At 70.8% G+C, this 16,163-nt stretch carries 8 protein-coding genes; 6 read left to right on the top strand and 2 right to left on the bottom strand.

Translation table 11 applies throughout. From position 1 onward, the window contains the following. Positions 1-94: 94 nt before the first annotated feature. Positions 95-3,880, top strand: a complete 3,786-nt coding sequence (gene pglX, locus OID54_RS33305; RefSeq protein WP_329025702.1) for a BREX-2 system adenine-specific DNA-methyltransferase PglX — start codon at positions 95-97, stop codon at positions 3,878-3,880. A 61-nt stretch (positions 3,881-3,941) separates the two neighbouring features. Here the strand turns inward: pglX and OID54_RS33300 are convergent, their stop codons facing one another. Further along, on the bottom strand, positions 3,942-4,145 hold the full coding sequence (locus OID54_RS33300) for a DUF397 domain-containing protein (protein WP_329025701.1): 204 nt from the start codon (positions 4,143-4,145) through the stop codon (positions 3,942-3,944). Continuing rightward, positions 4,142-4,960 carry a helix-turn-helix domain-containing protein gene (locus OID54_RS33295; RefSeq protein WP_443055813.1) on the bottom strand — a complete coding sequence of 273 codons (819 nt, stop codon included), beginning with the start codon at positions 4,958-4,960 and terminating at the stop codon, positions 4,142-4,144. The genes OID54_RS33300 and OID54_RS33295 overlap by 4 nt, the downstream gene beginning before the upstream one ends. A 230-nt stretch (positions 4,961-5,190) precedes the next feature. On the opposite strand from OID54_RS33295, the gene OID54_RS33290 reads away from it, so the two are divergent. The 5 genes from OID54_RS33290 (at position 5,191) to OID54_RS33270 (ending at position 16,102) form a co-directional block, all read left to right on the top strand. Then, positions 5,191-5,622, top strand: a complete 432-nt coding sequence (locus OID54_RS33290; protein ID WP_329025697.1) for an ATP-binding protein — start codon at positions 5,191-5,193, stop codon at positions 5,620-5,622. Positions 5,623-5,743: 121 nt separating this feature from the next. Continuing rightward, positions 5,744-9,697: a hypothetical protein gene (locus tag OID54_RS33285; RefSeq protein ID WP_329025696.1), complete on the top strand. Its 3,954-nt coding sequence runs from the start codon at positions 5,744-5,746 to the stop codon at positions 9,695-9,697. Next, entirely contained in the window at positions 9,694-12,570 is a 2,877-nt protein-coding gene (gene pglZ / locus OID54_RS33280) for a BREX-2 system phosphatase PglZ (RefSeq protein WP_329025694.1), read from the top strand. The genes OID54_RS33285 and pglZ overlap by 4 nt, the downstream gene beginning before the upstream one ends. After that, a complete protein-coding gene (brxD, locus tag OID54_RS33275) occupies positions 12,567-13,943 on the top strand; it encodes a BREX system ATP-binding protein BrxD (protein WP_329025692.1) in 1,377 nt (458 codons plus the stop codon). Before pglZ ends, brxD begins: the two co-directional genes overlap by 4 nt. After that, entirely contained in the window at positions 13,940-16,102 is a 2,163-nt protein-coding gene (locus tag OID54_RS33270) for a DEAD/DEAH box helicase (protein ID WP_329025690.1), read from the top strand. Before brxD ends, OID54_RS33270 begins: the two co-directional genes overlap by 4 nt. The last annotated feature ends 61 nt before the right edge of the window (positions 16,103-16,163 follow it).

The raw sequence follows: 16,163 nt of genomic DNA, 5'->3' as shown, positions 1-16,163 counted from the left end.
ACCGGACACCGACCTGGCAGGATGGACGGACCCGCGAGGACGAGCGACCTCGCGGGACGACGATCCGAAGAACCAGGAAGACGAGGTGCCGCCCGTGCCCCCCGAGGACGCACGCACGCCCGAGACCACGGAGGCGGCCACCTCCTCGCTGGACCGTGGCGTGCTGCTGAAGGATCTGCAGAAGCAGGTCGCCCTCCTGGTGGAGGACCTGCGGGAGCGCGAGGCGGAAGGCGGCGAGGCGGAAGCGGCCCTGACCGCCGAGTACCAGCGTGCCCTGGGCGCGGAACGCACCTCCCTGCGGTACGAGGGCTGGCTGGACGAGCGCCTGGTCCAGATCGCCTCCGCCTGGGTGCTCGCCTGCGTCTTCGTCCGGTTCTGCGAGGACAACCGCCTCGTACGGGAGGCCCGGCTGGCCGGTCCCGGCGAGCGGCTGGCCGAGGCCCAGGACAACCACGACGCGTTCTTCCGCCGCCACCCCGAGAAGAACGACCGCGACTGGCTGCAGGAGTCCTTCCGGGCACTGGGCCGCGAGCACGAGATCACCGGGGGTCTCTTCGACCCCGCCCACAATCCGCTGTGGGAGCTGAATCCGTCCTACACGGCGGGGGCCCGGCTGCTCGCCTTCTGGCGCGAGCGGGGCGCCGACGGCACCCTGCGCCACGACTTCACCGACCCCGCGCTCGACACCCGCTTCCTCGGCGACCTCTACCAGGACCTGTCCGAGCACGCCCGCAAGACCTACGCCCTGCTCCAGACCCCGGACTTCGTCGAGGAGTTCATCCTCGACCTGACCCTGGAGCCGGCGGTGGAGGAGTTCACCCTGGAGCCGGTGTGGAAGCACCGGCCGGTGAACTGGGACGGCGAGATGTACGACACCGACGACCCGGAGAATCCGGAGGTACGGGGTCTGCGCTGCATCGACCCGGCCTGCGGTTCCGGTCACTTCCTGCTCGGGCTTTTCCGCCGGATCCTCGCCAAGTGGCGTGAGGCGGCCCCCGGCGAGGAGGACTGGCTGCTGATCCGGCGCTCCCTGGAGGCGGTGCACGGGGCGGACAAGAATCCCTTCGCCGTCGCCATCGCCCGTTTCCGGATGCTGGTCGCCGTGGTCCAGGAGTGCGGAGTCAGGACGATCTCCGCCGCCCCCGGAGTGCCGATCAACATCGCGGTCGCCGACTCCCTGCTGCACGGGCGCGAGGCCGGCCGGAAGACGGACGCCACCCTGGACGACGCCGAGCGGAACAACGAGGCCTTCACATACCGGACGGAGGACGTCCAGAAGTACGTGAAGAAGGTGGACCTGCTCGGGCGCGGCTCGTACCACGTGGTGGTGGCGAACCCGCCGTACATCACGGTGAAGGACCCGCTGGAGAACGCGAACTACCGCAAGGCGTACTGGACTTGCTCCGGGAAATACGCACTGTCTGTCCCCTTCGCGCAGCGGATCTTCGAGCTGGCGGTCCGGGCGGGCGGATCGCATCGCGACGGCGGGTTCACCGGGCAGATCACGGCGAACTCCTTCATGAAGCGGGAGTTCGGGTCGACACTGATCCAGTCCTTCTTCCAGGGCGGGCCCTACAAGGACCCCGGCACCCGGCGCACCGACAACTACGCGGGCGTCGACCTCACCCACGTCATCGACACCTCCGGCGCGTTCATCCCCGGCCACGGCACACCGACCGTCATCCTGGCCGGCCGCCACCAGATGGCCCGGCAGACCCATCCGATCCGCGCGGTCCTCGGCGTCCGGGGCGAGCCCGACCAGCCGGAGGACCCGGCCGAGGGCAAGGTCTGGCAGGCGATCACGGAGCAGTGGCGCAGGCCGGGGAGCGAGTCGGAGTGGGTGAGCGTGGAGGACGCGGAGCGGGGGCGGTTCGCGACGTTCCCCTGGTCGCTTTCTGGAGGCGGTGCCGGCCAGGTGCTGGAAGTCATTGAAGGTCACGCTGCCCAAAAGCTCGCTGAGGCCATCCACTCCACGGGGTTCCACGACATCTTGGGCGAAGACGATGTGTTCGGCGCGGAACGAGTGCCGACGCAGTGGAAACAGCGAGAAGTCGCTCATCGGCCCCTTGCGGCAGGTGACGCCCTCCGCGATTGGCATACGAACACCGAGTCCTCAGCGTTGTGGCCCTACCGCGAGCAGTCCGCCGACCAATCACTCCAGAACTCTCCCCTCTTCTGGCCGTACAGAAGCACCCTTCGAGCAGGGCTGACGTTCGGTAAGACACGCGAGGATCGCGGAATGGAGTGGCACGAACACATCATGCTGTCCTGGGATCGTACGCAGGCACCTGCATTGATCGCGTACGGCGAGGTCGCCACGCACAATCACTTCGTGCTGGACCGGGGTGGAAAGGTGTTCAAGCAGACCGCTCCGGTGATCAAGTTGCCTGAGGAGGCGAGCGAGGAGCGGCATCTGGAGCTGCTCGGGTTGCTGAACTCGTCGGTCTCCTGCTTCTGGCTCAAGCAGATGTGCCACGACAAGGGAATCCGAGGCGAAGGCGGCGGATTCACCAGCTCCGAATGGGAGCGCTTCTACCAGTTCAACTCAACGAAACTCCACCAGTTCCCTCTCCCTTCCGCATTTCCGCTCTCCATTACCATCGAGCTCGACTCTCTGGCTCAGCAAATGAGCGCGCATGAACCGTCCTCGGTCTCGGCCACGGCCACCCCGACGCGCACCGCCCTCGGCCAAGCCCGCGCCGAGCAGGACCGCATCCGCGCCCGCATGATCCTCCTCCAGGAGGAGCTGGACTGGACCGTGTACGGGCTGTACGGCCTCCTCACCCCCCAGGAGGTCGAACGGACCACCCTGTCCGGCAGCCCCGACACGCTGACCGACGCAGACGTGCCCCAACTCGCCCTGGGACAGCGCGCATTCGAGATCGCTCTCGCCCGCAGCAACGCGGAGACCGCCTGGTTCACCCGGCACCATTCCACCCCCACCACCGAGATCCCCGCCGACTGGCCCGCGTCCTACCGCCGCGTCGTCGAGGCCCGCTTGGACCTCATCGCGCACGACAAGGACATCCGGCTGATCGAGCGCCCGGAGTTCAAGCGCCGCTGGTCCACCGAGCCCTGGGAGAAGCGGGAGGCCGCCGCCCTGCGGACCTGGCTGCTCGACGCCGCCGAGCGCAAGGACCTCTGGTACACGGACCGGGAGGGCTTCGATTCCGCCTGCCCGATGACCATCTACCAGCTCGCCGACCGGCTCCGCCACGACGAGGACGTGCAGACCGTCGCCGCGCTCTACGCCGCCGACCACCTCGGACAGCGCGAGGCCCGGCTGTCCACGGTCCTCGCCGCCGTCATCGAGACCGAGCACGTGCCGCACCTGGCGGTCCTGCGCTACAAGGAGTCCGGGCTGCGCAAGCGCGCACAGTGGGAGGAGGTCTGGGAGCGGCAGCGGGAGGAGGACCGGGACGGCAAGCGCCTCGACATCAAGGTCCCGCCCAAATACACCTCCGCCGACTTCCTCAAGCACAGCTACTGGTCGAACCGCGGCAAGCTCGACGTGCCCAAGGAACGGTTCATCTCCTACCCGGGTTCCGCTCCCGACGGCGACCCCTCGCTCCTGATCGGCTGGGCCGGCTGGGACCACCGCGAACAGGCCGAGGCCCTGTCCGGTCTCATCACCGACCGCCTGGAGCAGAACGGCTGGCCCCGCGAGGACCCCCGGTACGTGCCGCTCCTGGCCGGCCTCGCCGAGGTCCTGCCCTGGGTCGAGCAGTGGTACGACGCGTACGACGAGGACTGGGGCAGCAACGCGGCGGAGGAGTTCCGCACTGCTCTCAAGATCGCTCTGGAGGCTCGCGACCTCTCCTTCTCCGACCTGCGGGACTGGCGCCCCGAGCCGAAGCGGCGCGGGCGCGGGGCGAAGTAGCCCGGACAGCACGGAGGGGCTGGGTACCTCACTCGCGAGGCACCCAGCCCCTCCGCATCCGTCAGCCGCGCCCCGCCATGCGCAGGAACGCGGCCCATTCCCCGGCCCCGACGGCGAAGGTCGGCCCTTCGGCCCGCTTGGAGTCCCGTACGTGGACGGCATCGACGGTAGCGGCGACCTCGACGCACTGGCCGCCCTCGCCACTGCTGTAGCTACTCTTCTTCCAGTCGAGTCGGCACGCCTGGACATCCGTATCGAGGTTCATACCTCTCCCAGCAACTTCTCGATGTACGCCAGCGATTCACTCGGCGTATGGGCTTGTGCACGGATGATTCCATACTGTGCTTCGAGTTCACGGACCGCTTTCCGCTCGGTGAGCAGACTGCTGACGCTGGCTACTTCGGCATAGGCGACGCGCCGCTGCCCTGCTGTCTCGATCAACGTGAACGGGCCGCTGAGACCCGCATGATCAACGCGGGTGGTCGGCATGACCTGCACCTCCACGTTGCGGTTATGGCCGACCAGCAGGATCTGCTCCAACTGCCCTCGTAGTACTTCGATCCCACCCACCGGGCGGTGCAGGACAACCTCTTCGATGACGAAGCTCATCAGCGGCCTCGACCTCCGGGAGAAGATCTCTTGCCGCGCGATCCTTGCGATCACTCGTTGCTCGATCGTCTCCTCGTCGAGCAACGGGCGCCTCATCGCGAACACCGCCCGTGCGTACTCCGGGGTCTGCAACAAGCCGTTCACGATGTGGTTGTCGTAGACGTGCAGCTCCACCGCTTCGGTCTCCAGCTGGACGTACTGCCGGGCGAACCCCGGATACCGCGCCCGCCCCAGCTCCTCCTTCATCGCCGCGAGGACCCCGCCCGCCCCCAGCGCCCGGTCCAACGCGTCCACCATCTCCGGTTTGGGGATCCGCCGCCCCTGTTCCACCGAGGCGACCTGCGCCTCCCCGTACCCGACCCGCTCCCCCAGCTCCGCCTGGGTCAGCCCGGCGGCCTCCCGCAGCAGCTTGACCTGGCGGCCGAAGCAGCGCAGAAACCCGTTGCCCGGGTCGGCCAGCTCCTCCGTCACGACTTCCACGCCCAACGCCCCCTCGCCCGCCGGAACCGCGAACCGGCATCAACTGCCCGCACGAAACGGCAAGTTACCTCTCGTACGAGCTTCCGTCGCCCGCACGCCGCAGGTTCCCCCGTGTGGGTGTCCCGTACAGCCCGTACAGTCTTCCCACCCGCCCCCACAGTCACGCTCCGTACCGGCTCCGTTTCTGGTCGTGGCCCGTCCGCCCGCGCCATCGTCGGCCCATGACGACATCGCACCCCACAGACGACTTCACCCTCCGCTTCACCGCCACCCCGCGCGGGGCCCGCCTGGCCCGCCGCCTGGCCACCCACCGGCTGCACGCCTGGGGACACCACTACGGCTCGGAGACGAACGACGCCGTCGCCCTGGTGGTCGCCGAGCTGGCGGCGAACTCCGTCACGCACGGGGCGGTGCGTGGGCGGGGCGCGCTGTTGCGTCTGAGCCGCGAGCGGGACGGCCTGATCCGGGTGGAGGTCAGCGACACCCGGGGCGAGCGCCTGCCCGCCCCGGCCGTCCCCGACGCCACCGCCGTGGCCGGCCGGGGCCTCATGATCGTCGAGGCGCTCGCCGAGGACTGGGGAGTGCGGCCCCGCGCGGGCGCGCCCGGCAAGACCGTATGGGCCTGTCTCCGCCCTTCCGGAGCCCCTGGCTGATCCACTCCGTCGTCCCGATCCGGGCTCCTCCACCCGGGTGAGCTGGCAGGATGGAGGGGACGCCCGGCCGTGGTGGTGCGGCAGTGCGGGGCGAGGACGCTGTGGGGAGCTGGAACTGCTGATGGCCAGGGGCAACGGGACCGTACTGAGGGACGTTCTCGACATCAAGGAGGACGCCCACGCCGGCGACTTCAAGATCGAGCTGTCGCAGGGTTTCGCCGGGAAGTCGGCCGGCTCCATCGCCGAGTACGTGGTCACCCCGCAGCTCGCGAAAGAGTTCGACAAGGCGCTGCGGCTGGTCCGCGACGCCCTGCGGAAGAACACCTCGTACGCCGCCTACCTGCACGGATCCTTCGGCGCCGGTAAGAGTCACTTCCTCACGGTGCTGCACGCCGTGCTCAACGGAGACCCGGCCGCCCAGACCAAGGAGCGCCTCGGCGAGGTGGTGACCGGGCACCAGGACTGGCTGCGGGACAAGAAGTTCCTGATGGTGCCGTTCCACCTGGTCGGCTATCCCAGCCTGGAGGGGGCTCTGCTCGGCGGCTACGCCGACGCCGTGCGCAAGCTGCACCCCGACGAGGCCACCCCCCTGGTCTTCCGGGCCGACTCGCTGCTCGCCGACGCCCGTAACCTGCGCGCCTCCATCGGCGACGAGGCGTTCCTCCGACTGCTCCCCGCGCCCAGGTCGCAGAAGGCCCCCGTGCCGCCCGCCGACCCGGCCGGCGGGGACGACGAGACCGAGCTGCGGCCGATCGGCGCCGCCCCCGCCCAGGGCTGGACGGCCGCCGCGCTCGACGCCGCACTCGACGCCCCCGCCGGCGACTCGGGCCGTGACCAGCTGGTCACCGCACTGTTCGACGGCCCGATGAAGTCGTACGCGGGCAGCACCGGCGGCGAGGAGGGAGCGTACATTCCGCTGGACGACGGGCTGAGCGAGATCAGCAAGCACGCCAAGCGCCTCGGCTACCAGGGTGTGGTGCTCTTCCTGGACGAGCTGGTGCTGTGGCTGCAGGCCAAGATGTCCGACCGCACCTTCATCAACGAGCAGATCCAGAAGACCGTCAAGCTGATCGAGACCACCAACCCCGACCGGCCGGTGCCGATCATCTCCTTCGTCTCCCGGCAGCGCGACCTCTCCCAGCTCGTCGGCAAGGACGTCCTCGGCTCGGACGTGGACAACCTCAACCAGGCCCTGAAATACCTCGAAGAGCGCTTCGAGGTGATCAACCTGGAGGACCGCAACCTCCCGGAGATCATCAAGGAGCGGGTCCTCAAACCGCGCCCCGGCCAGGAGGCGGTGCTCGACGCCGCGTTCGCCGGTATCGACCGGACCAGCCAGATCGTGAAGGACGTACTCCTCGACGGAGAGGGCGCCACCGGCTCGCGCTGGGAGGACTTCAGGTCGGTGTACCCACTCTCCCCGGCCCTGCTCAACGTGCTGGTCGCCCTGTCCGGCGCGCTCCAGCGCGAGCGCTCAGGGCTGAAGCTGGTGCAGCAGCTCATGGAGCTCAACGCCGACACTGAGCTCGGCAGCCTGATCCCGCTCGGCGACCTGTGGGACGTACTGATCCACGGCACCGGCACCGCCTTCACCGACAAGCTGAACCAGGAGTCGGAGTCCGCGATGCGGTTCCACGCCAAGGCCCGGGCGCACCTCCTGGAGAAGTACGGCTCTCCGGACAGCACCGACTTCCGGGCCGACGAACGCTTCGTCAAGACCCTGCTGCTCGCCGCGCTCGCCCCCGAGGTGCCCGCGCTGCGCCAGCTCACCGGCACCCGGCTCGCCGCGCTCAACCACGGCTCGGTCCGCTCCCGGACCGTCCCGGTCGGCGAGCGGGTGCGGGAGCGGATGAAGGCCCTGCAGCTGGAGTTCCCCGCCGAGCTGCGCGCCGAGGGCGGAGACGACCCGGTCTTCTCCATCCACCTGTCCGACCTCGACGTCGAGCCGATCCTGGACGCCGTGGCCGGCGAGGACAAGACCGGGGTCCGCCAGACCTGGGCACGGGAGCGGATGCGGCAGGAACTGGGACTGGGCAAGGGCCCGGAGCAGTTCCTCGACACCAAGAAGATCGTCTGGCGTGGTTCCGAGCGCACCGTGGAGTTCTTCTTCGGATCGGTGCACTCCCCCGTCAGCATCACCGACGAACAGTTCACAGCCTCCGAACAGGGCCGCATCAGGATCGTCTTCGACTACCCCTTCGACGAAAGCCTCCGCCGCTCGCCCGACGACGCCTACCACCGGGTCCAGGGCCTGATCAACAGCGGTCACGAGGCTCCCGTCCTGGTCTGGCTGAGCGACTACCTCTCCGAGCAGCGCAAGGCCCAGCTGGGGCGGCTGATGCGGATCAACTTCCTGCTCGAGCGCGACCGGCTCTCCGATTACACCCGCAACTTCCTGCCCGAGGAGCGGACCAAGGCCCGCAACCAGCTGGAGCGGGCCCGGGAGACGCTCACCGAGACCCTCACCGGCGCGCTGGGCGAGGTCTACGGCCTCACTCAGGCCAAGGAGGGAACCGTCGGCGCGGAGGTGACCGACGGCCGGCACCTCCTGTCCCTGCAGCCCGAGCACCCGCGCCCGCAGCCCCCGGCGAGCAGGCAGTTCCCGCAGGCGGTGGCGCAGCTCGCCGACGGCCTGTTCTCGGCGATGTACGACAAGCACCCGGACTTCGGTCCCGGCGCCGGCTCCGTACCCAAGCCGGTCAGTCAGAGCGAGCTGACCACCGCCCTGAAGTGGATCACCCTGGCACTCGGCGAGAGCGACACCCGCATCGAGGTCGACTCCAAGGACCTGCGGGCCGTCAAGCGCGTCGTGGAGCCCTTGGGCCTCGGCACCGTCCACGAAGGGCCGCTGCTCCTGAAGCGGGAGTGGTGGACCCGCATCAACCAGGTGGCATCCCTCAACGGCCAGAAGGACGCCGCCGAGCTGACCGCCGAGGACATCCGCCGCTGGATCACCAGTTCCACCGAGGACAAGGGGCTGGGCTATCGCGGCCTCGACAAACAGATCACCAATCTGCTGATCGCCGTCTACGCCCTGCTCGACAACCGCACCTGGGAGAAGTACGGAGCCGTCGAGGCGGCCCCCGCACTGGACGAAATCGGGCCCGGGTGGGCGCTGCGCGCCAAGGAGATGCCCGGCGAGGAGGAGTACGCGGCGGCCCGGACCCGGGCCGGACGGCTGTTCGGTGTCCCCGCCAAGCCCGCCCTGTTCGCCCGCAACGTCCACGAGCTGGCCGCCGGCGTCCACGCCAAGGCCTCCGCATACGAGAAGAGCGTGGGAGACGTCCGGTCCGTCCTCAAGCGCCACGCCTCACTCCTCGGCCTCGACGCAACGGAGCAGGCCCCACGCACCGAGGACCTGCACACCGCCGCCGCGCTCCTGGCCCGGCTCGTCCGGCACGGCGACGACCCCACCGCCCTCGTACGTGAACTGGCCGCCCTGTCGTACGAGACACCGGACCGCGATCTCTCACACACCATGGACAGCGCCGCCGAACTGGCCAAGGCCCTGGACAGCACCGACTGGGCGCTCCTCGAACGCGTGCGCAAGCTCAGCGCGCGGGACGACACCGTGGGCGACCGGGCCCAGCGGTTCCTGGACCGCCTCACGGAGGCCGCCCGGGCCACGGAGCTGGAGCGGTCCCTGATTCCCGTGCTCAAGGAGGTCCGCGAGAGCGCTCACGCGCTGATGGACGCGGCCCTCCAGCTGGAACCGCTCGCCCCCGCCCCCGGCCCGCAGCCGCCGGTGGATGCCGAGCAGGTCCCCCTGTCCCAGCACGGCATCCCGCCGGTGCCCTCGGAGCTGCCCGGCCCCGGCCCCTCCCAGCAGCTCCGCATCCCGCCGGCCGACGAGCGCTCCGGTGACGACAGCAGGCCGCAAGACCGTCTTCCGGCCGCCCCGCACGTCGTGGACGCCGGCCCCTCCGGAGCCGCTGAGCTGCCCCGGAAGCTGACCGCCGTACGGGAGGAGATCGAGGCCTACCGTGCCGCGCACCCGGACGCGGCGGTGCGGATCGTCTGGCAGGTCGTCGGCGGCGGCGGCACCGTACAGACGCGGGAGGGCGAACAGGGATGAGCACCACCCGTCCCGTCGCCGGCCGCCGGGCCGTCGAGGTACTCCTGGAGACCGAGCTCGCCCGCGCTCCCGGCTGCCGGCTCGTCCTGGTCGACGCCGTCTGGGACAGCGCGGACAAGGACACGGAGTTCACCGTGCGGGTCGGGACCGGGCACCGCCGGGTCCTCGTCACCGACCAGGACTCTCCGCTCGGCATCGCCGACGCCTGGAACCGCCACCTGGCGCAGGCCGAGGACGGTACCGGTGACGACAGTGTCCTCGTCGTCACCGGTACCGTCCCGCCCGACCAGCTCGGCTGGGACCTGCGCGCCCACGCGCCGCACCGGCGGCCGCTGCCCGTGAACCGGACCGAGATCGTCGCCCAGATCTTCGGGGCGGCCGATCTCGACCCCCGGATGCTCGGCGAGCACTGGCTGCTCGACGCCCTCCTGGCGGCCGAACCCCTCGACGGCTGGCCCCGCACCAGTGGCGTCCTCACCCGCGATCGGGCCGTACGCGCCCTGCTCGCGGCCCGGCTCGGCCTCGGCGACACCGAGGCCGACACCCTGGACCTGGACGCCGACACCCTCTTCTCCTGGACCCGCGGCGCCTCGGGCCCCGCACGATTCGCCGCACTGTCCGATGACGAGCGGCGCGGTCTCGGCGAATGGCTCGGCCGGGCTGCCGGAGAAGCGGCCCCCATCCTCCTCACCCTGGCCGCCGAAGGACGGGGCGCCGACGCCCTGCCGCTCGGCGCACTGGCCTCCGCAGCCCTCGCCTCGTCCCGGTCCGAAGCCGCTGTCTTCGCCCTCGGCTCGCTCTTCGGCAGCGCGCTCACCGCCTTCGACCGGCTGAAACCCTTCGCGGAAGCCGCCACCGGGGTCCTCACCCGCTGGACCGCGCAAGCGGAAGGCGGCGGGGCCCAGGCCGACCAGGCCCGGCACCGGCTGCTCGGCGTCCTCGAACGCGCCGACCGGCTGGCCGCCGGAGCCCGGCTCGACACCCTGATCACCTCGGACCGCCTGCTGCCCTCCGGCTACCGCGGCCGGCTGCGCGCCCTGGCCACCGCCCTCACCGAGGGTGCTCACACCGGGAGCGGCGATGCGGCCGGAGACGCCGAATCAGCACTGAACGACCTCGCCGCGCACCAACTGGCCGCCGTGTACGGCCACTCGACCGAGACCGCACACACCGCGGTCCGCCTGCTGCGCCGACTCGCCGTGCCAATGCCCGCCCTCTCCCACGTCGGCCAGGCCGTACAGGAACATCTCACCGACACCGGCTGGGTCGACCTGGCCGTCGGCATCCTCGCCGAGGGCGACGAATCACCCGACCCGGTCATCGGCGAGGCCTACCGGCGGCTCATAAGAGCCGTACGGGAGCGCCGGTCCGCCATCGACGAGGCGTTCTCCGCGCTGCTCGCCCGCTGGACCGAGAACGCGGCCCAGCAGGCCGACGGGGGCGCCCTGCTCATCGAGGACGTGCTGGCCCGGGCCGCGGCCCCGCTGGCCCGCGACGGCGGCCGTCCGCTGATCGTCGTACTCGACGGAATGAGCGCGGATGTCGCCGTCCGGCTCGCCGGCGAGCTGGACCGGCGGGTATGGACCGAAATCGTCCCCTCCCCCGGCAGGGGTGCCCTCCCCGCCCGGCAGGCGGCGGTCTCGATGCTGCCCTCCATCACCCGGGTCAGCCGGGCCTCCCTGCTATGCGGGCGGGCCTCCGAAGGCGGGCAGGACGCGGAGCGCTCTGGGTTCGCCGCCTTCTGGCGCAAGCGCCACCGGGAGGGCCGGCTCTTCCACAAGGGCAGTTTCGAAGGCGCGGCCGGGCACCGCCTCGCCCCCGAGTTCGTCGAGGCGCTCGCCTCGGACGAGGTGGTCGCGGTCGTGGTCAACACCATCGACGACGCGCTGTCCAGCGGCCGGGAGGGCACCAGTGGACGCTGGGGACTGCGCGACATCGGCAAACTGCCCGACCTGCTGAACGCGGCCCGCGACCACGGTCGCCCCGTCCTCCTGGTCTCCGACCACGGACATGTCATCGACCGAACCGACCGCGGGAACCTGCCCCTCCAGGTCACCGGCGTCAAGGGAACCCGCTGGCGTACCGGCACCCCCCAGGACGGGGAGGTGTCGCTGAGCGGGCCGCGCGTCCGGACCGACAGCGGCCGCGCGACCCTGGCCTGGCGCGACGACGTCCGCTACACCGCACGGCAGGCGGGCTACCACGGCGGTGCCTCACTCGCAGAGGTCACCGTCCCCGTCATCACCCTGATCCCGGCCGAAGGAGTCGTGCCGTCGGGATGGGTCCTGCTGCCCTCCGAGGCGACCGAACCCGGATGGTGGAACTCCTCCTCGGGGGCGGGTACCGCACCGTGGCACACCCGTACCACGGATGCCGCCGCCTTGGCGAGAACCCCGGACCCAGGACCGGAGACGACGGACAGCCCACCGAAGGCCGCCGGACGACAGAAGGCCGAGCGGGTTCCCTCCACGGCTACCTCCAGCTCCCCTGTTCCGGTCGCATTCCGGGCCATCGACGTGGACGCCGCTCCCCGCCCGCTCCCCCGGACGAGCCTGGGCGAGCACGTCGTGCGCAGCCTCCCGTACAAGGCGCAGAAGGAGTTCGTACGTCTGGCTCCCGGTGAGAAAGCCGTCGCGGCCGTCCTCGACGCACTGGTCGCAGCCGGCGGGAAGCTCTCGCCGGGTGCGGTCGCCGACGCCGCCCGGGCCGCCACCGGCAAGTCCCAGCGCAACCCGGAGCGCTTCGCCACCGTCCTGGAGCGGCTGCTCAACATCGACGGCTATCCCGTGCTCCGGCTCATCGAGTCCGGCCGCACCGTCCAGCTCGACAAGGCCCTGCTCCAGGAGCAGTTCCTGGAAGGCGGCCCCGCATGACCCGGCCGACACCCGACATCAGCACCGCGCGGCGCCAGGACGTCCTCGACGCACTGCGGCGCGGCACCGTGCCCCAGGCGGGACTCGGCCTGTTCGCCGTCGGCCTGACCCGCTTCGAGGCGGCGCTCGACGACAACCTGGACACGGTCACCCGCGGCGGCTCCGCCTTCCACGCCCTGCGCGGCGAGTACGGCTCGGGCAAGACCTTCTTCGCCCGCTGGCTCGCCGAGAACGCCAAGCGGCGCGGGCTCGCCGTCAGCGAGGTGCAGATCTCCGAGACTGAGACCCCCCTGCACCGCCTGGAGACCGTCTACCGCAAGCTCACCGAACGCCTCACCACCGCCACCCATCAGCCCTCCGCGCTGCGGGCGGTGATCGACTCATGGCTGTACGCCCTGGAGGAGGAGGCCCTCGCGTCCGGCGAAATCGACGACGACGACGAGGCCGGCCTCGCGGCCGCGGTGGACGAGCTCCTGGAACACCGGCTCGCCGCCGTCGCCCGCACCACCCCGGCCTTCTCCGCCGCGCTGCGCGGCTACCACCGGGCCGTGGCCTCGGGGGACGGACCGCAGGCCGAAGCGCTCATCGCCTGGCTCGGCGGACAGAAATCCGTGGCCGCCGCCGCCAAACGCTCCGCCGGAATCCGTGGCGACCTCGACCACTTCGGCGCCCTGGGATTCCTCCAGGGGCTGCTGACCGTCCTGCGCGACTGCGGGCATCCGGGCCTGCTGCTCGTCCTCGACGAAGTGGAGACCCTGCAGCGAGTGCGGGGCGACGTACGGGAGAAATCCCTCAACGCACTGCGCCAGCTCCTCGACGAGATCGACAGCGGCCGGTTCCCCGGGCTGTTCCTCGTCATCACCGGTACCCCCGCCTTCTACGACGGGCCGCAGGGCGTCCAGCGCCTCCCCCCGCTGGCCCAGCGCCTGGCCACCGACTTCACCACCGACCCCCGCTTCGACTCCCCGCGGGCCGTGCAGCTTCGCCTGCCCGGATTCGACCTGGCCTCGCTCGGCGAACTGGGCCGCAAGGTCCGCGAGATCTACGCGGCCGACGCCCGCCGGCCCGACCGTCTCGCCACCCACGCCGACGACACCTACCTGGAAGAGCTGGCCCGCTCGCTCACCGGATCACTCGGTGGCAAGGTCGGCATCGCACCACGTCTGTACCTGCGCAAACTCGTCGCCGACGTGCTGGACCGGATCGACGAGTTCGACGACTTCGACCCACGCAAGCACTACGCCCTCACCCTGGACAGCGCCGAACTCACTCCCACGGAACGCAACGCGGCCGGCGCCGACGACATCGAGCTGGAACTGGAACCGTTCGTGGACACCGCTCCCGAGCCGAGTACGGAATCGAAGTCGTCATGACGGTCCCCCCGGCCCCGGGCCCAGATGACGTATTCGACCTCCTCGACCCGATCCTCGGACACCACGTCGTCAACACCCTCGGCTGGCGCGGGCTGCGACCGCTGCAGGCGGAAGCCGTCACACCGCTGCTCGCCGGCGAGGACGCCCTCCTGCTCGCCCCCACCGCCGGAGGCAAGACCGAGGCCGCGGTGTTCCCCCTGCTGACGCGGATGAACCAGCAGGGCTGGACGGGCACCGGCGTGCTGTACCTCTGCCCGCTCAAGGCACTCCTGAACAACCTGGCGCCCCGGATCGACGGCTACGCCCAGTGGGTGGGACGCCGAGCCGCCCTGTGGCACGGGGACACCCCCGAGTCCGTACGCCGCCGTATCCGGACCGATTCCCCGGACTTCATGCTCACCACACCCGAGTCCCTCGAAGCGATGCTCATCAGCGTCAAGACCGACCACACGCACACACTGGGCCGGGTGCGCGCCGTCGTCGTCGACGAGGTGCACGCCTTCGCCGGGGACGACCGCGGCTGGCACCTGCTCGCCGTACTCGAACGCCTGGAACGGCTGACCGGCCACCGCATCCAGCGCATCGGCCTCTCCGCCACCGTCGGTAACCCCGCCGCCCTGCTCACCTGGCTCCAGGGCGCGAGCCCCACCGGCAGGCCGGGCCGGGTCATCGCCCCGGGTGTCACCCTGCCCGCCGGTGACAACACCTCTGGTTCCGGTGGTCTCCCCCGCCCCGACGGAGACGTCGAACTCGACTACGTCGGCTCGCTGGCCAACGCCGCCAAGGTGATCTCCGCCCTGCACCGCGGCGAGAAGCGGCTGGTCTTCTGCGACTCCCGCAAGCAGGTGGAGGAGCTCGGTGCGGCGCTCCGGGCCCGCGACGTCACCGTGTTCCTCTCGCACGCCTCCCTCTCCACCGACGAACGGGCCCGCTCCGAGCAGGCGTTCGCCGAGGCGCGCGACTGCGTCATCGTGTCCACCTCCACCCTGGAGCTCGGCATCGACGTCGGCGACCTCGACCGAGTCGTCCAGATCGACTCCCCCGGCACCGTCGCCTCGTTCCTGCAGCGGATCGGCCGCACCGGACGCCGCACCGGCACCTCGCGCAACTGTCTCTTCCTCGCCACCCGGCCCGGCAGCCTGCTCCAGGCCGCCGGTCTGCTCACCCTGTGGTCCCGCGGTTGGGTGGAGGCCGTCACTCCGCCGCCCTCTCCCCGCCACCTCGTCGCCCAGCAACTTCTCGCCGTCACCCTCCAAGAGCACCGCATCGGTGACCGGCTGTGGCCCGGGCAGTGGAACGGCCTCGCCCCGTTCGACCGGTCCGCCGCACCACTCCTCTCGCACCTTGTCTCCGAAGGTTTTCTCGACAGCGACGGCGGCATGCTGTTCATCGGCCCCGAAGCCGAGAAGCACTTCGGGCGTCGGCACTTCATGGAGCTGACCGCCTCCTTCACCGCGCCTCCCGAATTCACCGTGCTCGCCGGACGTACCGAGATCGGCACCACCGACCCCGCTGTCCTCACCGAGGAACGCCAGGGGCCTCGCAGACTACTCCTGGCCGGCCGCAGCTGGCAGGTCACCTTCATCGACTGGGCCCGCCGCCGCGCCTTCGTCGAACCCGTCGAGGACGGCGGCGTCGCCAAATGGCAAGGCAGCGAAGCCCGTGGTCTGTCGTACGCGCTCACCCGCTCCATGCGTGAGGTCCTCCTCGGTACCGACCCCGACGTCCGCCTCACCCGCCGCGCCACCGTGACCCTCGCCGAACTCCGTACGGACCGCGCACCCCGCGAAGTTCACCCCGCGGGCTCCCTCTTGGTCCGCGACGCGGACGCCGCCCGGTGGTGGACCTGGGCCGGCTACCGCGCCAACGCCACCCTCGCCGCCTCCCTCGGCAACCTCGCCGACCCCGTGCAGCGCCCCACCGACACCCATGTCCGGCTCCGCCAGGACCTCTGCCCCGCCGACTGGAAAGCCGCCCGCGCCGAACTCCCCGACTCCCTCACACTGCCCACCGTCGACCGACGGGCCGTCCGCGGCCTGAAGTTCTCGGCAGCCCTCCCACTCCGTATCGCCACCACGACCCTCGCCGAACGCCTCGCCGACCTCGCCGGAGCCCTTGCCGCGGCCCGTGAGCCCGTACGACTGGAATGGCACGCCTGACCCGTCACGGACGCCGCCGGCCACGGCGATGCCGAGGTCGGGCCAGGACGGGACGGCGGGG

The sequence above is a fragment of the Streptomyces sp. NBC_00690 genome (genome assembly GCF_036226685.1).
Classification (GTDB): domain Bacteria; phylum Actinomycetota; class Actinomycetes; order Streptomycetales; family Streptomycetaceae; genus Streptomyces.
This window is presented reverse-complemented; position numbering and strand designations above follow the sequence as displayed.